The following is a 19,999-nucleotide window of genomic DNA, read 5'->3' as shown; positions in this document are numbered from 1 at the left end:
GCCAAAATGTATTTATGGAAAGTCCGATGCAAAAAATTCTCTTCGCAACCAGTGAAGCTCACCCATTAATTAAGACAGGCGGCTTGGCAGATGTGGCGTCCAGTTTGCCGCGTGCGTTACTAAAGCGCGGGCATGATATAAAAATTTTGCTGCCTGCTTACGCGAGTGTTTTGAACAAAGCAAAAGAAGCTGGCGTTAAAAAAGTGACCGAAATTTCAATTCCGGGTCAAACTATCAGTTTGCTACAAACGCGGTTACCCGGCTCTCGCGTTACCGTGATTTTAGTTGATATTCCGCAGTTTTCGGAGCGGGATGGAAACCCCTACTGCGGCCCAGATGGAAGTGATTGGGGTGATAATCATTGGCGCTTTTATGTTTTTGCACGTGCAGCGGAAGCGATTGCACTAAATGAAGCCAATTTGGATTGGCAACCCGATATTGTTCACTGCAACGATTGGCAAACCGGTTTAATTCCTGCACTACTCGCGCAGCACACCAACAAACCTGCATCAGTATTTACCATTCACAACCTCGCCTACCGTGGACTTTTTTCTTATCAAATTTTTGCGGAATTAGGTTTGCCGAGCGATTACTGGCATCACGATAAATTGGAATTTTACGGGCAAATGTCTTTTATGAAAGGCGGGCTCGCGTTTGCCGATGCGATTACGACAGTAAGCCAAAGCTATGCACAAGAAATTCAAACACCGGAGTTTGGTTGTGGGTTGGATGGAGTATTACGCGCTCGCGCAAAAGATTTAACGGGCGTGCTGAATGGCATCGACATGGACGAATGGAATCCCGGGGCTGATAAGCTGATCACGCACAATTACAATCGTCGCACCGTCGGTCAAAAAGTTGCCAACAAAATTGCGCTTCAAGAACAACTTGGTTTGCCCGTAAACGAATCAATTCCCATGATGGGGTTTATTGGTCGATTGGTGGAGCAAAAAGGCATCGATTTAATTTTGAATCAAATGAACCAACTACTCGCGCAAGATTGCCAACTGGTTATTTTGGGCAGTGGGTTTCACAGCTACGAAGAAGCCTTAAAAAATATTGCCAAGCAACACCCACACAAAGTATCTGTGACCATTGGCTATAACGAAACCTTTGCACACCAAATTGAAGCTAGTGCAGATATCTTTTTAATGCCTTCTATTTTTGAGCCCTGCGGCTTAAACCAAATGTACAGCCTGCGCTATGGCACATTACCCGTAGTAAATGCAGTGGGAGGCTTGCGTGACACGGTCAACGAGCGTCCCTTTGATGATATAGGGGCTGACGGAAATGGATTTGTTTTCCACACGGCAACACCGCAGGAATTGCATTTAGCCATTAAGCGTGCGCTTGACTGTTACAAGCAACCAGACCTATGGAAAAAAATGCAGAAAAATGCAATGAGCCAAGATTTTTCGTGGGAAAAAAGTGCAGAGCAATATGAGGAAATTTATCAGAAAATTCTCAGTAGATAAGAATGATGATCCCAAGCTTTTGTTTGGGATCATCAACTGCGCCGAGAAATAGGACGAACTAAAAAGCTTAAGTTTTAATGTAAAACGTGTTGCTTGATTTCACTGATGTCGGCGGATATTTCATCAACATGTTGCTCCGCCAACTCACTCGCTGCTTCCATTCCCGCCTCAATCATTGCTTTGGCAACTTCAAAACGTCCAGCGCCCAAAAATGCAATGGATTCTGGCGAAAATTTAAGCGTTACCAGCGGTTCATTGGACCCTTCATCACCGCTGCGCTTTAATACAATTTCACCGGATGAAAGCTCAAGAATTTCGTAAAAAGAGGATGACATAACCACTCCAGACTTTATGGAGCCTGCATTCTACCAGAAGATTCCCAAGCGTTTCTGAAAAGCACAAAGATCACTCAAAAACAGTTCCCCACTTAAACTTAGTGTGCTCTACCGAGTATGGGTGTTGGGCGCGCCTTCAAGCTCAAATCAACTTGACGAACCAAGTAAATGCACATGATAAATACTGCGACAGTCACGTAACCTAAAATATCAAAATGCTCCAAGGGGCTGGTTTCCGAAGCTTGATAAACAATTAGCCCCGCCACTATCGAACCCAATCCGCCAGCAGTTTGCTGCAGCGATGACGAAATACTCATATAAGCACCGCGATCTTCTGGTTTTGGCACCATCGAGTTCAAAGCCATGGCTGGCGACATACGGCTCATGATGGTAGCGAAGAACACCATATTGAAAATAACCATTATCCAAAGTGGTGTGACTGTTAAGTGGGTGTAAATAATCGTCATGAATGACGCGACAATACCTGCAAACATAAAGATTCGGAAGCGATCGTATTTATCACTCAGCTTTCCAACAACAGGCATAACAACCAACGAAGATAAGCCTGTCGTTAAAAAGATAATCGGTAGATGTTCGTTCGCAATATGCACATTGTTAACCAAGAAAATGGTGCTAAATGGCATCAATATAAATCCACCAATGGTGAGAAAGGTCGTCGCCATAAAACCGATTTGGTAATCTTTATTCTTCAATGTATGCCACAAATGAGCAAATGCATTTTTGTCGGATTGATACTGTAGGTGTTCGGTAATTGGCTTAAAGACAAATGCAATGGCGAACCAAATAAAAACCGTTACGACAACAATAGATATAAAAGTACTGTGCCAATCAAAGCGAGTGGCAATAAAAAGTCCGAGCGGAATACCAATAACTTGGCTAAACCCAAAACCCATTTGCACTACGCCCATTACACGACCACGCATATTGGCAGGAAAAATATCGGCAATGATGGTTAAGATTGTTGAGCCAGTAACACCCGCGAAAATACCGGTAATAATTCGAGCGCTTAGTATTTCCATGTAACTTGTGGCCAAGCTACATAACAAAGTGCCTACAATAAAGCCCGAAAAGAATACCAGCAGCATTTTTTTGCGATCAAACTTATCCGCAAAACCTGCAATTGCGATTCCCGATATGGCTGCACTAAATGCGTAAGAAGAAACAACAAAACCAAATTGTTTTGTGCTGATGTCCAGCGTCTTTATGAGCAAATCCCCGATGGGGGCAATAATCATAAAATCCAAGACAATGACAAATTGCAGTAATGCGAGAACAAGCATCACCATTTTTTGGTAGGAAGTGAATTCCGTTTTAACTTGTTGGTTCATAACTAATCTCTAAAAAATTGAAAGTCAAACAGCAAGCGGAGTAGCTTGTTGTTTTAAATAATTGCAGGCATTTTTGATAACACCCCGAGCAACACTGGCAGAGGTTTCTGAATTTTGTTGCAGATGTATAAGCGCAGCACCAACCAAGGTTGCGCGCATAAAATGCAATGCATCTTCATCCACCTGATAGCCTATTCGCTCAATAAGATTGCGAAGATTTTGCCGCATCTCCAGATCAGAATTCGCAAACCATTCAGCGAGTGTCGGGTCTTCATCTCTGGCAACGGTTAATGCCAGCATGAGTTGGGGCATATTTTTGGATAAGGGTAAGCTCACCAAAATATCTTCTAAAACGGACCAATCCAGTATCTTCTCTTCGAACTGAGCTTTTCTAATTGCTGTCATGCGACGCTTAATTTCTTCCACAACAGACTTCAACAAATCTGTCCGCGTTGGAAAGTGATAGGTCAAGTTGCCTTGACTCACATTGGCTGCTTCCGCAATACGCGTTTGGGTGAGCGCTTGAAACCCGTTTTCCATTAAAACGGAAAGTGCGGCGTCTAAAATTTTGTCTTTTGTTTTCATCGCATAAGGGCTTCCATTGGATATCTAGGTAACAATACCTATTTTAGGTAAAAATACAAGTTTTATGTATTGCACCGCCCAAAAATAAAAAACTCGACCGAAGCCGAGTTTTTGAAGAAGTACATTAATGACCTTGAATTAGTTCAACCGCTCCAAGATGGTGGTAATCCCCTGCCCTAAGCCTATACACATGGTTGATGCTCCCAAGGTCGCGTTCTTTTGCTGCATGACCGTGAGCAGCGAGCCCGTAATGCGCGTCCCGGAACAGCCGAAAGGATGACCCAGCGCAATAGCGCCGCCGTTGAGGTTGACCTTGTCGTTCATCTTATCCAACAACTTCAAATCTTTTAGGACTGGTAAGGCCTGCGCGGCAAAGGCTTCATTGAGTTCTACAATCTCGATGTCGTCCATCGTTAAGCCAGCAACTTTGAGCGCTTTTTCGGTAGACGGTACAGGCCCGTAACCCATAATTGATGGGTCAACACCAGCCAATCCAGTAGAAACAACCTTGGCAATAGGCTTTAAACCTAAGGACTGAGCACGTTCGGCAGACATCACCAACATCACCGAAGCACCATCACTCAATTGTGATGATGTCCCCGCTGTTACTTGCCCATTTTTCGGGTCAAATACCGGTGGTAATTTTGAGAGGGCTTCAACCGTGGTTTCAGGGCGAATAGTTTCGTCCTCTTCGACTTGAATCAAAAAGCCGTCAGCATTGTGGCCCTCAACAGGAATAATTTCGCGCGCAAAGCGACCTTCTGATCGAGCTGCCGCCGCAAGTTGATGCGAGCGAGCGCCAAACTCATCCATTTGCTGACGATTAATTCCATGCAGTAATGCAAGATATTCTGCGGTCATGCCCATATTGCCTGCCGCTTTCGCTACAGATAAACCAAGCAGCGGATTGATAGAAACAGATTCGTACATAGGCAAATGACCCATGTGCTCAACGCCGCCAATCAAATAAACATCGCCAATATTTGCGCGAATGTTTGCAGTCGCCGTGTGCAACGCAGCCATGGAGGAACCGCACAAACGGTTAATCGTTTGCGCAGGAATTGTATGAGGCAAACCTGCTAACAATAAAATGTTGCGTGCGATATTGAACGCCTGTTCTTCACGCTGCATAACACAGCCCCACAACATATCGTCGATGGTAGCGGGATCAAGATTTGGATTGCGCGCGAGTAAGCCTTGAATAATTGCGGCAGAAATATCATCGGCGCGCATATTGCGAAAGCATCCATTTTTTGATTTGCCCATGGCGCTGCGCGCGTAGTCAACAATGACGGCATCACGTGGTTGTAAGCTCATTATTTTTCTCCCTCTTTTTTTACAGCTGGGCCGTAGAATTTTTGATTGTTGGCAGCTTTTTCTTTTAGGCTGACAGGCGGTTCATAGAGAGCGCTTAAACCATTGAATTTTGCAGCCATATCGCAGAAGGCCTGAGCACCGATTGAATCAATCCAACGGAAAACACCGCCCCTGAACGGAGGGAAACCGGTTCCGTAAACCAAGGCCATATCTGCTTCTGCGGCCGTCTCAACAATACCTTCTTCCAAGCAGCGCGCAAGTTCGGTGGCCATGGGAGCCATCATGCGCGCAATGATATCTTCATCACTGATTTCTACTGGAGCAGCGACGACGGGTTTTAATATTTCAATCGCTTCCGGGCTCGCTACTTTTGCAGGTTTGCCCTTTTTATCCAATTCGTAATTGTAAAAACCTTTCGAGTTTTTCTGACCTAAACGGCCCGCTTCAAACATCACATCGGTGCATGATTTGAAATCGCGCTTCATGCGATCGGGGAAACCATCGGCCATGACTTTTTCTGCATGGACTGCAGTGTCGATACCAACAACATCCAATAAATAAGCTGGACCCATTGGCCAACCCCAGGTTTCCATGAGTTTGTCGATGCGTTGGTAGTCGACACCATCGCGCACCAACATGGCAAAACCCGCGAGATAAGGAAACAAAACGCGGTTCACTAAAAAGCCGGGGCAATCTTTTACAACGATTGGTTTTTTGCCCATGGCATTCGCGTAGGCAACGGTGCGAGCAACTGCATTATCTGAAGTCTTTGTGCCGCGAATAACTTCAACAAGCGGCATCATATGAACGGGGTTAAAGAAATGCATTCCACAGAAATTTTCTGGGCGCTGCAAAGCTTCAGCGAGATATGAAATAGAAATAGTTGATGTGTTAGATGCTAAAACCGTATCAGCGCTAACTTTAGATTCAACTTCTGCCAAGACACTCTGTTTTACTTTTGGATTTTCTACAACCGCCTCGACAACAATATCCACTTTGTCGAAGCCATCGTAAACCAACGTCGGCTCAATTCGGTTGAGCACATCGCCCATTTCGGACGCGGTCATTTTTTTACGTTCAACACGCTTGCTCAATAATTTATTGGCTTCAGAAAGCCCCAGATCAATACCGGCTTGGGCAATATCTTTCATCTTAATAGCCGTGCCTTTAAGCGCGCTTTGGTAAGCAATACCGCCACCCATAATGCCTGCACCTAAAACAGCAGCGCGGCCAATTTTCTTATCCGCTTTTTTCTCCCAGCCTTTGGCTTTTTTGCTGAGCAATTGTTCATTCACAAAAATACCAACCAAAGATTGTGCAACGGGTGTTTGCGCCATTTTGGCAAAATGTTCTGCTTCAATTTGCAAGGCTTCTTCGCGGCCTTTATCAGCCGCTTTCTGCATGGCTTTGATTGCAGAAACTGGCGCGGGATAATTACGGCCAGCTTGCCCACCCACAAACGCTTTCGATGTTTCAAAAGCCATCATGGATTCAATGAAATTCAATTTGAGTGAAGATTTTTTTTGTTCGCGGCGCGCTTTGTAATCAAACTTACCAGCCATCGCTTGTTTCAGCGTATGGACAGCGGCTGCGCGCAATTTTGCGGGTTCGACAACCGCATCTACGACACGCGCAGTCAGCGCTTCTTCGGCGGTATTTTCTTTGCCAGCAGCTATCCATTCAACTGCGGTATCCAAACCAGCAATACGTGGTAAACGAACTGTGCCACCCCAACCCGGGATAATTCCCAACTTGGTTTCAGGTAAACCAATTTTACTCGCCGCTGTACTTGCAACGCGATAATCACACGACAAACAAAATTCTAAGCCACCGCCCAAGGCGATACCGTTAATTGCAACAACCGTTGGAAAAGGCAAATCTTCCAAGCGGCAATTATTGCGGTTGTTATTCGCCAAATGGCCAATGATTTGTTCCGGACCCGCGGCAAACACGGCACCGAACTCCATGATATCGGCACCAACGATGAAGACATCTTTTGCGCTGGTGACTAACAAGCCCTTAACGTCTTTAGATTGCTCGAGCAACGTGAGCACCTGGTCTAGTTCCGACACCGCGAGCAAATTAAATTTGTTGACCGATTCGCCTTGTAAATCAAAGACCAATTCGGCAATGCCGTCTGATTGTTGGGTGAGGGATAGCGCTTTTCCTTGGAACATAAGCATCTTCTCTTAGAGGTTGATATAAAAATGCTGAAGCTGGATTGAGTGTAGCAGGCTATTAGCTATGAGTGAAAAGAGCGAGCCAGAAGATGACGTGTTTAACGCTTAGAGTGTACAGGTCAGAATGACGCATTCTTCGCTTTGCGATAGATTGCGAAGGCGGAAGGGTTGCATGGCACCAAGCGAAAAGGCATCTCCAGTCGTAAGAGTAACAACCTCAGCATTCAGTGTTAGCTCTATAGAGCCGCTGAGAACGTAGCCGCTGACTGGCCGCGCGGAGTATCGCGGTACTTCGCCTGTATCTGCATTAAAAGTATAGGTAAATCGCTCAAAACGAGTTTGGGTCGAGGAATCTTGCAAGGGAATATGTTGCGCGTTGATGCCAGCTGAAACGCTGCGCTGACTATCTCGCAAATCACTTGCGCGAAAAACCTGCTGACTCAACAGCGATAAATCACAGCTAAAAAACTGTGCGATACTCATTGGAATGCCGCCAAGAATTTTGGCGAGAGAGTTGATCGACGGACTATTTGTGCCCTGCTCAATCATTGAAATGCTGCTGTGCGGAACTCCTGCCCGCTTTGCCAATTCCCTTTGGGATAACCCATTGTATTCGCGGATATATTTTAGACGGGTGCCAAAATCCACCGATTGTTGAGGTGAAACACTTTCTTGCGGTTGATCAGTCATTTTTCAATAAACGTTCACGCTCATGATCAAGCAAATTACTCACAATTAAATTGTAAGAATGATCGATCATCTCGTAAATTTCTTCATCTGGAATGCTGCCGTCAAAAATAACGGTGTTCCAGTGTTTTTTGTTCATTTGATAACCGGGCTGAACGGCGTCATATTGGGCGCGCAACTCTAACGCCAAATCTGGATCGCACTTCAAATTAATACGGGCAAAAGCGACACCAGAGGTCAAGGTCGCAAACATTTTGTGGCAAACCTTGTAAACACCCACATTAGGATCTTGCGGAAACGTCTGTACCGCCTGTTTTTTACTTAATAGATATTTTTGCGCAGAAGAAAAATCCATCATGCAGTCCTTTTTAAACATCTCGATAAGATAACGGTTGAAAGTACTTGTCTTGCATTTAACACTCTAGACCAACAGCAGATGGAAGTGGACAAAACTAGCTCTGGCTCTTGATACGAATAATATGGGCGATTCGACCATATTCAACAATCTTTTGCGGTAAGCAATTAAACATATGTATCAGGTCAGCGGTAGTGACACCTGTCAGTAACGCATAGTCCGCATCTGCGACTGCACTTATTGTAGCAAGAATGTCGTCTAGTTCATCATTTGTTGACGGTGGCAGTATAACAGCTAGATTCGAACCCGTCTGGTTTTCATCTAAATATTGGCTCCAAATATCCTGCCAATAAATGTAGCCCTGCATGAATCCTCTGGCCCACTGCTCAGCTCGGATCCTGTCGTTTCGGTGTTCGGAATACTCACACGAAAAAGGTAAGACACATTGATGGCTTAAGACTGCAACTCTATGGGAATTATAGATATATATTAGCGCCTTGGTAATAGCGTCTATTGAGTAATCCCCCACGCTGCTGGGCAGTTTGCCGCCAAATTCATCGCCAAATATTAAAGGCAGCCAATCTGTTGGCTCGGTGGGTTTAGGCTCAACGGCAACTGCACGCAAATAACCGTCTAACTGATCAAGGTTCATGCTGTAAGCAGGACATTGCGGTGAAGCCAATACCTCTGCAATAAATACACGTACTTTAGCCTCTGCATCCGCATCTTTAGGAGCGGTAGGAACTTCTATTACTGACATTTCAAATCCTAAAACCTTAACCCCAGCCACCTAGAAGGAGGTGCGCCTGTACTCCCGATACTCAGGTTGCCAAAACTCCGCGGCAATTTTTTCGCGCATGATATTTTCCGGAATCGGCATGGCCACCCCATCCGCCACCGCCTGTTTGAACACTTCAAAAGCGATGGTTTGGCTGAGAGTTCGGATATCACCCAATGGAGGTAATAAAGCCGCAGTCGGATCTTTTAATGCAGGTGAAGAGTCGGCCAAAGCACGGCTTGCAGCCGTCATCATATTATTGGTAATCCGCTTGGCTCTAGCCGCGATTACGCCCAAACCTAAGCCCGGGAAAATATAGCTGTTGTTACACTGCGCAATTTCAAAATGGCGATTACCCATATCAACCGCCGCAAAAGGGCTGCCCGTTGCAATCAAGGCCTTACCAGACGTCCAACGCAAAAGATCTACCGGCTGAGCCTCCGCTTGGGATGTAGGGTTCGACAGGGGAAAAATAATCGGGCGCTCGCAGTAAGACTGCATGTTCTCAACGATAGTTTTAGTGAACAAATTGGGCTGGCCGGACACACCTATAAGAATGGTTGGCTTCGCATTCACCACCACATCGAGCAAATTCACGACACCCTCGTGTCTTTCATGGGTGAGCTTCCAGCGATTGACCACAGCATCAGGAACGCAAAGATGTTTTTGGAAATCGAACAATCCCTGAGAACTCGTTTGCAGCAAGCCATCTTTGCTGACAAGGAAAATACGATCGTGCGCTTCTTGTTCGGTTAAACCTTCAATCATCATCTGGCGAACCAGTTGCTCAGCAATTCCGCAACCTGCTGAACCCGCACCGGCAAACGCAACGCGCTGATCGCGTAAACGTTCACCTTTAGCGGCACAGGCAGCCAATAAAGTGCCTATGGCAACCGCTGCGGTACCTTGAATATCGTCGTTGAAGCAGCAAAGTTCATTGCGGTAGCGATTCAAGAGCGGTGTAGCATGGTCACCGGCAAAATCTTCAAACTGAAGTAAAGCTTTTGGCCAACGCAGTTTTACCGCTTGGATAAATTCATCGACAAACGCGTAGTAGTCCTCGCCTGTTATACGCGGATGCTTCCAGCCCATGTACATGGGGTCATCAATCACCGATGGATTGTTGCATCCCACATCAAGCGTAACGGGTAAAACATAGGCAGGGCTTATGCCGCCACAGGCGGTGTAAAGCGCTAGTTTTCCGATGGGAATTCCCATACCGCCTATGCCCTGATCACCTAATCCGAGAATGCGCTCACCATCTGTGACGACTATAACCTTCACATTTTGCTTGGTTGCGTTTTGCAACATGTCGTCCATACGATCGCGATCTGGATAAGAAATAAACAGTCCGCGCTTGCGTCGATAAATTTTCGAAAATTGCTGGCACGCTAAACCTACGGTTGGGGTGTAAATAAGTGGCATAACCTCTTCGAGGTGCTCGGCGACTAAACGGAAATAAAGGGTTTCGTTGGTATCTTGAATGTTGCGAAGGTAAATATGTTTATCTATATCTGACTGGAACGCATTGAGCTGATGGTAGGCGCGCGTTTTTTGTTCATCGATGGATTCAATTCGATATGGAAGCAGACCTTCCAAATTGAACTGCTGTCGCTCGCGCTCGCTAAATGCACTACCTTTGTTCAGTAATGGAGCCTCAAGTAATGCGGGGCCAGCAAAAGGAATATAAATGGGGCGCTTTTTGGTCATCACTTTATGAACCTAAGTCCGTGGGTTGTGTGAATAACATAATCCACATAAAAATTAATAGCTACTGATAATGACAAAAACACATTGGATCGAACAAATATTCAGTCGTAAAATAGCCCACATTTCTTACAGGATAAATTTATGCGCATCGACACTTTTTTAGCTCAACTTACGACCATGCCCGAAAGCATTAGTTTTACCGATACCATTTCGACCGTAGAACAACACTATGAGTTCACGCCCACTGCATTTCGTAACGGCGATTTACACAACGCTGCGGGGCAAAATTCCGGCTCATGCAAACTCTTGTCCTTTGCTAAATTACACAATCTTTCTGTTGCTCAAACCTTGCAATGTTTTGGCGATTATTATCGTGTAGACGTTTTGCAACACGCCGATGCGACAGATCACCAGAACATCCGTAACTTTATTCTCACAGGCTGGGAAGGTGTGGTTTTTGAAGGAACCGCTTTAACACCTAAGACTTAATCCTGCCTTAAGCATTTCCGCAAAGGTAATGGGTATGCTGAAAAAATTCATAGCGCTGATTCTCATATTCGCGGTGACTGCCTGCGCGTCTTCGCCCAAAAATCAGCGGCAAGCTAAATTAGATGCGGTAGCATGTCCAGAAAACCGACCGCAATTGTGTACGCGTGAATATTTACCTGTTTGCGCTACGCGCGATACAGGAGTTCGCTGCATAACAGCGCCCTGCCCTTCATCCGAACAACTCACCTACGGTAATGCATGTACGGCTTGCGCAGATTCGAAAGTATTGGAATATCGCTCTGGCTCATGTGATAAACCCGAGACAAAACACTAAGGTTTTTTTATGTGGTATCAAAAAGAGTTTCAATTAAAACCACGTAGTCGCGGCTTTCATTTGGTGACGACGGAAATTCTTAATCAGGTTCCTGAGTTAAAAAATGTGGATATAGGTTTGCTGCATGTTTTTATCAAACATACCTCAGCCTCGTTAAGCATTAATGAAAACGCCGACCCAACAGTGCGACAAGATTTTGAAGCCTATTTCAACCATGCGGTTCCCGAAAATGAGCCTTACTACAAGCACATGGACGAAGGTAGCGATGACTTACCTGCACATATAAAGGCCAGCATTTTAGGCAACAGTTTAAGCATTCCCGTTAGCGGCGGCCGCTTAAACATGGGGATTTGGCAAGGTATTTATTTGTGCGAGCACCGTAATCATGGAGGTAGCCGCACAATTGTTGTAACACTCACAGGTGAATAATACTTAGCCAACAAACGGTAAATATATTTCTTAGGAAGAGTCATCATGCAAGACAGTCACAAGAACAAATCAGGCTTCAGTCCAGAGGCTTTAATTGAACTTTTTATTTTTAGCAGCCGTTGGATATTAGCGGTGTTTTATATAGGTTTAATATTTGCGTTGTTTGGGTTAGGTATAAAATTTATCCAACACTTTTACCACTTCAGTACAGAATTATTTGAGCTTGATGACACAGGTACCCTGCTCGGTATTTTGGGTTTAGTTGATATGACCCTTCTGGGCAACCTGATGATTATTGTTATCTTCAGCGGCTATGAAAATTTCGTGTCTGTCATTGGCGTCGCCCAGGAAAGCCCAGATCGCCCCAAATGGATGGGCGATGTAGATTTCGCCGGACTAAAACTAAAACTGATTGGATCTATTGTTGCGCTTTCCGGTATAAATTTGCTGGGTGTATTTTTAAATATGGAGCACAACAAGTGGACTAATGAGCAACTCGCGTGGATGGTGGGAATACACATTACCTTTATGGTGACCGGCGTGATGTTTGCCATGTCTGAAAAAATTGCCGAGAAACATATCGTCGAACATAAAAAATAATTTAAAAACTGTTGAAATAAAAAAGCCGTTCTTTTGAACGGCTTTTTTATTTGCTGCAAAAATTATTAGCGCTTCGGCGGCAAGCCAGGCAATCCGCTCAAGCCCCCCATTGCTCCACCGATGCCACGCATCATTTTAGCCATGCCACCGCCTTTCATTTTGCCCATCATTTTTGCCATTTGCTTGTGTTGCTTTAACAAACGGTTGAGGTCCTGAATTTGCGTGCCAGAACCCATAGTAATGCGGCGCTTACGTGAACCACTCAGATCATCTGGGTTGCGGCGTTCTTCGGGCGTCATGGAATTAATAATGGCTTCCATACTTTTAAATTGCTTGGTCATGTTGGCGCTTTGCGCGAGCTGTGCAACATTGCCCATGCCCGGTAACTTATCCAACATGGACGTTAAGCCACCCATGTTGTGCATTTGCTGTAGTTGATCGCGCAAATCTTCCAAATCAAATTTTTGGCCTTTAGTGACTTTCTTGATCAGCTTGTCTGCTTTTTCTTTATCAATTGAGCGTTCAGCTTGTTCAATTAACGACATTACGTCGCCCATACCCAAAATACGAGAAGATACGCGCTCAGGATGGAAAGGCTCGAGCGCATCTACCTTCTCACCCATACCCAAAAATTTAATAGGTTTGCCGGTAATATGACGAACAGAAAGCGCAGCACCACCACGCGCGTCACCATCGGCTTTGGTGAGAATAACACCGGTTAAAGGTAATGCATCGTTGAAAGCCTTGGCTGTATTTACAGCATCTTGACCGATCATGGCGTCGATCACGAATAAAGTCTCAATAGGATTGATAGCCGCATGGAGATCTTTAATTTCGGTCATCAACTCTTCGTCTACGTGCAAGCGACCTGCGGTGTCGACTAAGAGCACATCGAAGAATTGGCGCTTAGCGTGGTCGATTGCTGCGCGAGCAATATCGACAGGCTTTTGTTCCGCGCTAGACGGGAAGAAATCAACGTCCACTTCGCCAGCCAGCGTTTCAAGCTGTTTAATAGCAGCTGGACGATAAACGTCAGCGCTCACTACCAATACTTTTTTCTTCTCACGCTCTTTTAAATACTTAGCCAATTTTGCAACAGATGTGGTTTTACCCGCACCTTGTAGACCGGCCATCAATACGATCGCCGGCGGTTGCTGCGCTAGGTTCAAACGCTCGTTAGCTTGCCCCATGGTGGCAATGAGTTCGTTTTCCACGATTTTGAGGAACTGTTGACCCGGGTTAAGAGCTTTACTGATTTGCGCACCCAATGCACGGCTGCGAACTGTATCGATAAATGATTTAACGACGGGTAAGGCAACGTCAGCTTCGAGAAGCGCTTTACGAACATCACGCAATGCATCTTTAATATTGTCTTCGCTCAGACGCGCTTTGCCGGTAATGCTGCGGAAGGTATGGGATAAGCGATCCGTTAGGTTTTCAAACATAACTATTCTCAATCTCGAATGTTGGTAAATCTTAGGCGGTCGGGTGCCGAAAAATGACCGCGATTATAACCTTAAACCTTTGTTTGTAGACCAGTTTAAGCGGGAATTCTTCCGGAATTACCTGACCCCATGGCAATTAAGTCGACCTTATGACACACTCGCTATTGAGATTGTTTATCATTGCGCCAAACCGCGTTCATCGCTAAATCTTGTCGAGCCGTTTATATGTTGTTTGTCTCAGCCAATATCATTGCTGCCATTCTGTATTTAGGCTTGGGCGTCTATTTGGCGCGCCAGTTGATCCAGCAACAAGAGATACCTCTACCCAAACTTTTTTCAGGCATTGCCGTTGCACTATTGATTCACGCCGTTGGAATTTATGGAATCAGCGTAAAGCCTGAGGGAGTGCAACTCAGCTTCTTTACGGTTTCGTCTCAAATTTTCTGGGTAATTAACGCCATTGTGCTTTTAAGCAGTTTAAAAAAAGCTTTGCATAACCTGTTTATTTTTTTACTGCCCTGTTCTGCTCTCGCGATAGGTACGACCTTAGCCTCGCACTCGAACAGCTCGATTTTGCAGTTAAACCACACCTTGGCCAGCCACGTAATTTTATCGATTATCGCGTATAGTCTTCTGACTATAGCAACACTTCAGGCTGTTTTACTTTCATACCAAAACCGTCATTTAAAAAGCCGAACCGGGCTCAAGTACTTGCGTTACTTACCGCCCCTCCAAACCATGGAAGCATTATTGTTTGAGTTTTTATTGGTTGGAGAGATTCTGCTAACGCTATCGATCCTTAGTGGTTTTATTTTCCTTGATAACATTTTTGCGCAGCATTTGGTTCACAAAACCGTATTCTCAATAGCGGCTTGGTTTGTCTATGGCTTTTTGCTGTGGGGGAAATACAAACTGGGGTGGAGAGGAAACACCGCCATACGCTGGACTTTAGCTGGATTTTTATTTCTGATGCTGGCTTATTTTGGTAGCAAACTTGTATTAGAAATTATTTTACATAGAGTATAAATGAGTTATTGCGTCCACTTTGATGCCTTGATTAACTGTAACATGCGACCAATATCCGATGACGCTGTTGTGGTGGTCACTTGAGTGTATATTTCCGATAACATTTCTCTCAATGTAACTATTTTTATAGGATTTTTTATATTTTCTAAAAAGGGAATGTGGTTCTCCCATATAGATGCATCCCCCTTCAATACAGTCACAGCCGTAATGTAGGTGAACTCCTTCTGGCCGGTAATTTTATATACGGCATCTATATAAGCATGTGACCATTTCGGTTGCACCAACTCTCTAAACCCCTTCCAAACCTCTCGTCCACTTCGTATTTTACTATGTTCAATTTCTTTAATTTTTACCGCTGGATTAAAACCGCTTTGCCAACTCTTACAGCTGACACATAGGACTCGCTCAGCACCGTGCAATAAAGGGTTTATACCTATGACATCTATATCACTATGATTAGAGTCCTTGTTTTTAATAAACTCTAAATGATCTGCATCTGGCCTGAACTTTATGTTGTGCCGAGTAAAGTAGCCTTTCGACTGGAGGAAATCATCTACCAATTGCTCAAGAATATCCTCCTTCATACAATCTTATTCCCTACGCCAAAGCGTTTCACCCGTTTTTGAATCTTCAAGCACGACTTTTCTATCGATAAGAAATTTACGAATTTCATCCGCACGTGCGTAATTTTTATCCGCTTTAGCTTGAATGCGCTCTGCGATTAGTTTTTCAACTTCTTCTGCTGAAATTTCATCGCTTCCACCGGCTTGTAAAAACACCTCAGGATTTTCTTGTAGTACACCCAAAATCAAACCTAAGGCCTTCAATTGGCCAGCAAGATTTTTAGCAAGTTCTGGCTCGCCTTTGGCATTATTCAAGTCGCGCACAAGGTCATACATTCCAGCCAAAGCTACACGTGTATTGAAGTCGTCATTCATTGCGTTAACAAAGGCTTTGTAGTAAACACTTTCATCCATGTCGCTTAGCGGCATAGGAGCAACATCTGCATAATGACGAAGTGCACCGTAAAAGCGCTCTAATCCCGCTCGAGCTTCCACTAAGTTATCTTCAGCGTAATTAATGGGGCTGCGGTAGTGGCTGCTTACCAATAAAAAGCGTACAACTTCTGGGTGATATTTTTCCAACACATCACGGATGGTAAAAAAGTTACCGAGTGATTTCGACATTTTTTCGCCATCAACGCGGACAGCCCCCGCGTGCATCCAATAATTAACATACTTGCAACCGTTGGCAGCCTCGCTTTGTGCTATTTCGTTTTCATGATGGGGGAATGGCAAATCCGGGCCACCCCCGTGAATATCAAATGTTTCACCGCAGCACTTTTTACTCATGGCAGAGCATTCAATATGCCAACCGGGACGTCCATTACCCCAAGGGGATTTCCATGCGGGTTCGCCGGCTTTGGCAGCCTTCCACAACACGAAATCACGCGGATCTTCTTTAATTTCGTCTACTTCAATACGCGCACCAGCAAGCAACTCATCCACATTTTTATTGGTGAGTTTTCCATAATCTTTAAAGCTGGTTACACGGTAATAAACATCGCCATTGCTTGCAGCGTAGGCATGACCTTTTTCGATGAGCGTTTTGCTCATATCGATTATTTCGTCGATAAAACCAGTAGCGCGAGGCTCAATATCGGGACGAGCAATTCCTAAACGTGATTCGTCCTCATGCATGTAATCAATAAAACGCTTCGTTAGATTGGTATATTCTTCACCATTATCTTTCGCGCGATTAATAATTTTGTCGTCAATATCAGTGATGTTACGAACGTAATTCACATCCCAATGTTGGCTGCGCAAAAAGCGGGTAATAACATCAAATGCAACCAGCACGCGCGCGTGCCCGATATGGCAATAGTCATACACGGTAATGCCGCAGACATACATAGAAATTTTCCCCGGTTGCATGGGTTTAAAAACTTCTTTTTGACGAGTAAGTGTGTTGTATATCTGAAGCATTATTTAATCCGTAACAAATAGCGAAATATCAAATTATTCTTGATCATCAATTTTGGCAAAGCTGTCCTTCAACCCAATGGTGCGGTTGAAAACAATTTTATCGGCGCTTGAATATTTACTGTCTAAACAGAAATAGCCTTGACGCTCGAACTGGAATCGGTCACCCAACTGTGCTTTGGCTAAACTCAATTCCGATTTACAGCCACTTAAAATTTCCAGATTGTTTGGATTTATGGAATCCAGGAAATTTTTACCACCAGCATCTGGAGCCTCATCAGTAAACAAGCGATCATACAAGCGGACTTCGCAATCAATACTTTGCGTAGCAGAGACCCAATGAATCACTCCTTTGGGTTTCACTCCGTCAGCAGGGTCTTTGCCCAAGGTACCTTCAATAATACGTGCACGAATTTCTATGATATTTCCTGCGCTGTCTTTAATTGCTTCATCGGCCTCAATCACATAGGCACCACGAAGACGAACTCGCTTACCTAATACTAAACGCTTGTACTTTTTGTTGGCTTCTTCACGGAAGTCTTCTTGTTCAATAAATACTGTCTGGGTGAACGGCATTGTACGATCGCCCAAGTCGTCGCGATTTGGATGATTATGCAAAGTGAGTGTCTCAACTTTATCGCTCGGGTAATTGGTTAAGGTAACTTGTAATGGACGCAATACGCACATTGCACGAGGTGCATTCTTGTCCAAATCATCGCGAACGCAAAATTCCAAAACGCCTACATCAACAATGCCATCAGAACGAGTAACACCTATACGATCACAAAAGTCGCACAATGCCGCAGGTGTATAACCACGACGGCGCATACCTGAGATGGTCGGCATACGTGGATCATTCCAGCCATCGACATAATTTTCATCAACAAGCTGTTTCAATTTGCGTTTGCTCGTTACCGAATAATTGATATTCAAACGCGCAAATTCGTACTGTCTTGGTACAGCGGGTACGGGCAAATTCTGAATGAACCAATCGTACAGCGGTTTATGGTCTTCAAATTCCAAGGTACAAATTGAGTGAGTGATACCTTCGATTGCATCACTTTGGCCGTGAGCAAAATCATAGGAAGGATAAATGCACCACTTGTCGCCGGTTTGATGATGATGTGCTTTTTTGATTCTATACAAAATTGGATCACGCAAATTGATGTTAGGCGAAGCCATATCAATTTTGGCGCGCAATGAACACGCACCTTCATCAAACTCGCCTGCACGCATCTTTTCAAAAAGCCCTAAATTCTCAGCGACAGAGCGATCTCTAAATGGACTATTTTTCCCAGGCTCAGTTAATGTTCCGCGATACTCGCGCATTTGTTCTGCATTCAAATCACAGACAAAAGCCAAGCCTTTTTCAATGAGGTGAATTGCCCATGCATACAATTGATCGAAGTAATCTGATGTGTAACGCACATTACCGTTCCACTTGAAGCCCAACCACTCCACATCTTGTTTAATGGAATTAACGAACTCCTCGTTTTCTTTTTCTGGGTTGGTATCGTCAAAGCGAAGATTGCAGGTGCCGCCAAATTCCTCGGCCAAACCAAAGTTCAAGCAAATAGATTTCGCATGACCTATATGCAGATAGCCGTTAGGTTCAGGGGGGAAACGGGTCGCAATTGATTGGTGGGTGCCCAGCTCTAAATCTTTACGAATAATTTGTTGCAAAAAATGCAGCGGTTTTTTGTTTTCTGTGGATGCGCTTTCGGCGGCGTTTGCGTCGGGAGAAACACTGTGATCAGTCATGCTGCTATAAATTCCAAAGTAAAGACAAATGACGAAAGATGCCGCTATTGTAGTGTAACCGCACCTCGATTGTCATTGATGTAGGGGGCGCTATTTGGGGGTCGAACGATAGTCTGAGCTGCGTTGTAGCTGGTAACGGGCTACAGCTCGTTGATGCTCCGTTAAAGTTTCAGAAAACACGCTCGTACCATCACCTTTTGCAACAAAATAGAGCGCTTTGCTTGAGTCAGGATGAAGGGCGGCCTGGAGCGATGCTTTACCGGGAATCGCTATAGGGGTTGGTGGTAAACCGCTAATAACATAGGTGTTGTAAAGCGTTGGGGTTATTAAATGATCTTTGCCAATCTTGCCTGTGTAAGAGTCACCCATCCCATAGATAACGGTTGGGTCCGTTTGTAATTTCATACCGAGTTGCAAACGGCGTACAAATACACCTGCAATCTTGTCGCGCTCACTAGCGCTCCCCGTTTCTTTTTCAACGATGGAGGCCATAATGAGAGCTTGATACTCAGAGCTATAAGGTAAATTATCTGCCTTGCTAGACCAGAGCTCACTCAGCGTCTTTTTCATCGCGTTATAAGCTTGAGTCAAAATTTCAACATCGCTGGTTCCGCGTGAGAAACGGTAGGTATCTGGAAAAAACCACCCTTCTGGATGCGTTATGGGTAAATTCAAAATTTGCAGGCGTTCACCGTCAGACTTATCTGCAAGCAAATGCCTAACGTTAGGCTCTTGGTTGAGCGCTGACATTACTTGCTTGAAAGTCCATCCCTCCAGAAAAGTAACTTGATGCAACACAATATCGCCGCGATTAAGCTTGTCTAACAAACCCAAAGGAGTTATTCCCGCTTCGAGCAAATACTCACCGGGATGTATTTTTTCTTTTTGATAATAACGCGCATACCAGTTGAGCCAGCGCGGATGCGTTAATACTTTTGAGCTCGCAAGATCTTGTGATAGGTGACTTAAGGATTTGCCAGAATCCAACTCATAGTGAAAGCCATCCGCAGGAACATCTAAAGGGCTACTTAACCAATTTTGAAAAGTAAACCAAAGGACGGTGCCCGCGGCGGCTGACAGTAGAAAAAGTATAAGCAGCACACTTACTACACGGCTTTTTAATGATGCCAATTTCACTCACTCGTTTAGTTAAATTAATTTA

At 44.7% G+C, this 19,999-nt stretch carries 20 protein-coding genes; 6 read left to right on the top strand and 14 right to left on the bottom strand.

From position 1 onward, the window contains the following. The first annotated feature begins 26 nt into the window (after positions 1-26). The gene (gene glgA, locus U1F02_RS00760) at positions 27-1,475 is read left to right on the top strand and encodes a glycogen synthase GlgA (RefSeq protein ID WP_409988439.1); all 1,449 of its coding nucleotides are present in this window, start codon (positions 27-29) and stop codon (positions 1,473-1,475) included. 74 nt (positions 1,476-1,549) lie between these two features. Here glgA and U1F02_RS00755 read toward each other — a convergent pair whose 3' ends face one another. The 9 genes from U1F02_RS00755 to U1F02_RS00715 all read right to left on the bottom strand — a co-directional run bounded on the left by U1F02_RS00755 (position 1,550) and on the right by U1F02_RS00715 (position 10,771). Continuing rightward, positions 1,550-1,810 carry a hypothetical protein gene (locus tag U1F02_RS00755; RefSeq protein ID WP_409988438.1) on the bottom strand — a complete coding sequence of 87 codons (261 nt, stop codon included), beginning with the start codon at positions 1,808-1,810 and terminating at the stop codon, positions 1,550-1,552. A gap of 98 nt (positions 1,811-1,908) precedes the next feature. Next, on the bottom strand, positions 1,909-3,159 hold the full coding sequence (locus U1F02_RS00750; protein ID WP_409988437.1) for an MFS transporter: 1,251 nt from the start codon (positions 3,157-3,159) through the stop codon (positions 1,909-1,911). Positions 3,160-3,183: 24 nt separating this feature from the next. After that, entirely contained in the window at positions 3,184-3,744 is a 561-nt protein-coding gene (locus tag U1F02_RS00745) for a TetR/AcrR family transcriptional regulator (protein ID WP_409988436.1), read from the bottom strand. 138 nt (positions 3,745-3,882) lie between these two features. Continuing rightward, positions 3,883-5,061, bottom strand: a complete 1,179-nt coding sequence (fadA, locus tag U1F02_RS00740; RefSeq protein WP_409988435.1) for an acetyl-CoA C-acyltransferase FadA — start codon at positions 5,059-5,061, stop codon at positions 3,883-3,885. After that, positions 5,061-7,238, bottom strand: coding sequence for a fatty acid oxidation complex subunit alpha FadB (gene fadB, locus U1F02_RS00735; RefSeq protein WP_409988434.1), 2,178 nt, complete (start codon positions 7,236-7,238; stop codon positions 5,061-5,063). The genes fadA and fadB overlap by 1 nt, the downstream gene beginning before the upstream one ends. A gap of 108 nt (positions 7,239-7,346) precedes the next feature. Then, positions 7,347-7,931, bottom strand: coding sequence for a helix-turn-helix domain-containing protein (locus U1F02_RS00730; RefSeq protein ID WP_409988433.1), 585 nt, complete (start codon positions 7,929-7,931; stop codon positions 7,347-7,349). Further along, the gene (locus tag U1F02_RS00725) at positions 7,924-8,286 is read right to left on the bottom strand and encodes an MmcQ/YjbR family DNA-binding protein (RefSeq protein WP_409988432.1); all 363 of its coding nucleotides are present in this window, start codon (positions 8,284-8,286) and stop codon (positions 7,924-7,926) included. The genes U1F02_RS00730 and U1F02_RS00725 overlap by 8 nt, the downstream gene beginning before the upstream one ends. Positions 8,287-8,380: 94 nt before the next feature. Further along, a complete protein-coding gene (locus U1F02_RS00720) occupies positions 8,381-9,043 on the bottom strand; it encodes a UPF0149 family protein (protein ID WP_409988431.1) in 663 nt (220 codons plus the stop codon). 30 nt (positions 9,044-9,073) lie between these two features. Then, complete coding sequence (locus U1F02_RS00715; protein WP_409989052.1) at positions 9,074-10,771, bottom strand: NAD-dependent malic enzyme; 1,698 nt, start codon at positions 10,769-10,771, stop codon at positions 9,074-9,076. A 141-nt stretch (positions 10,772-10,912) separates the two neighbouring features. Between U1F02_RS00715 and U1F02_RS00710 the strand changes: the two genes are divergently transcribed. The 4 genes from U1F02_RS00710 to U1F02_RS00695 are packed head-to-tail and all read left to right on the top strand — an operon-like array spanning position 10,913 to position 12,623. After that, entirely contained in the window at positions 10,913-11,260 is a 348-nt protein-coding gene (locus tag U1F02_RS00710; protein ID WP_409988430.1) for a HopJ type III effector protein, read from the top strand. A gap of 34 nt (positions 11,261-11,294) precedes the next feature. Beyond that, positions 11,295-11,594 carry a hypothetical protein gene (locus U1F02_RS00705; RefSeq protein ID WP_409988429.1) on the top strand — a complete coding sequence of 100 codons (300 nt, stop codon included), beginning with the start codon at positions 11,295-11,297 and terminating at the stop codon, positions 11,592-11,594. A 9-nt stretch (positions 11,595-11,603) separates the two neighbouring features. Continuing rightward, positions 11,604-12,023 carry a secondary thiamine-phosphate synthase enzyme YjbQ gene (locus U1F02_RS00700; protein ID WP_409988428.1) on the top strand — a complete coding sequence of 140 codons (420 nt, stop codon included), beginning with the start codon at positions 11,604-11,606 and terminating at the stop codon, positions 12,021-12,023. Between the two features lie 45 nt (positions 12,024-12,068). After that, complete coding sequence (locus tag U1F02_RS00695; RefSeq protein WP_409988427.1) at positions 12,069-12,623, top strand: TIGR00645 family protein; 555 nt, start codon at positions 12,069-12,071, stop codon at positions 12,621-12,623. A gap of 65 nt (positions 12,624-12,688) precedes the next feature. On the opposite strand, the gene ffh is transcribed toward U1F02_RS00695, so the two are convergent. Continuing rightward, positions 12,689-14,068 (bottom strand): signal recognition particle protein, encoded by a 1,380-nt coding sequence (ffh, locus tag U1F02_RS00690; RefSeq protein WP_409988426.1) that lies wholly within the window; start codon positions 14,066-14,068, stop codon positions 12,689-12,691. A gap of 225 nt (positions 14,069-14,293) precedes the next feature. Here ffh and U1F02_RS00685 point away from each other — a divergent pair, with 225 nt between their 5' ends. Beyond that, positions 14,294-15,094 carry an inner membrane protein YpjD gene (locus tag U1F02_RS00685; RefSeq protein ID WP_409988425.1) on the top strand — a complete coding sequence of 267 codons (801 nt, stop codon included), beginning with the start codon at positions 14,294-14,296 and terminating at the stop codon, positions 15,092-15,094. A 5-nt stretch (positions 15,095-15,099) separates the two neighbouring features. On the opposite strand, the gene U1F02_RS00680 is transcribed toward U1F02_RS00685, so the two are convergent. The 4 genes from U1F02_RS00680 to mltG form a co-directional block, all read right to left on the bottom strand. Then, the gene (locus tag U1F02_RS00680; RefSeq protein ID WP_409988424.1) at positions 15,100-15,678 is read right to left on the bottom strand and encodes a hypothetical protein; all 579 of its coding nucleotides are present in this window, start codon (positions 15,676-15,678) and stop codon (positions 15,100-15,102) included. A 6-nt stretch (positions 15,679-15,684) separates the two neighbouring features. Then, positions 15,685-17,082: a cysteine--tRNA ligase gene (gene cysS, locus U1F02_RS00675; RefSeq protein ID WP_409989051.1), complete on the bottom strand. Its 1,398-nt coding sequence runs from the start codon at positions 17,080-17,082 to the stop codon at positions 15,685-15,687. Positions 17,083-17,112: 30 nt separating this feature from the next. Continuing rightward, positions 17,113-18,837 (bottom strand): glutamine--tRNA ligase/YqeY domain fusion protein, encoded by a 1,725-nt coding sequence (locus U1F02_RS00670; RefSeq protein ID WP_409988423.1) that lies wholly within the window; start codon positions 18,835-18,837, stop codon positions 17,113-17,115. 90 nt (positions 18,838-18,927) lie between these two features. Further along, the gene (gene mltG, locus U1F02_RS00665; RefSeq protein WP_409988422.1) at positions 18,928-19,974 is read right to left on the bottom strand and encodes an endolytic transglycosylase MltG; all 1,047 of its coding nucleotides are present in this window, start codon (positions 19,972-19,974) and stop codon (positions 18,928-18,930) included. Between the last annotated feature and the right edge of the window lie 25 nt (positions 19,975-19,999).

The organism is Cellvibrio sp., assembly GCF_046347455.1.
Taxonomy (GTDB): domain Bacteria; phylum Pseudomonadota; class Gammaproteobacteria; order Pseudomonadales; family Cellvibrionaceae; genus Cellvibrio.
The sequence above is the reverse complement of the archived record's forward strand: the minus strand, read 5'-3'. Positions and strand labels throughout refer to the sequence as shown.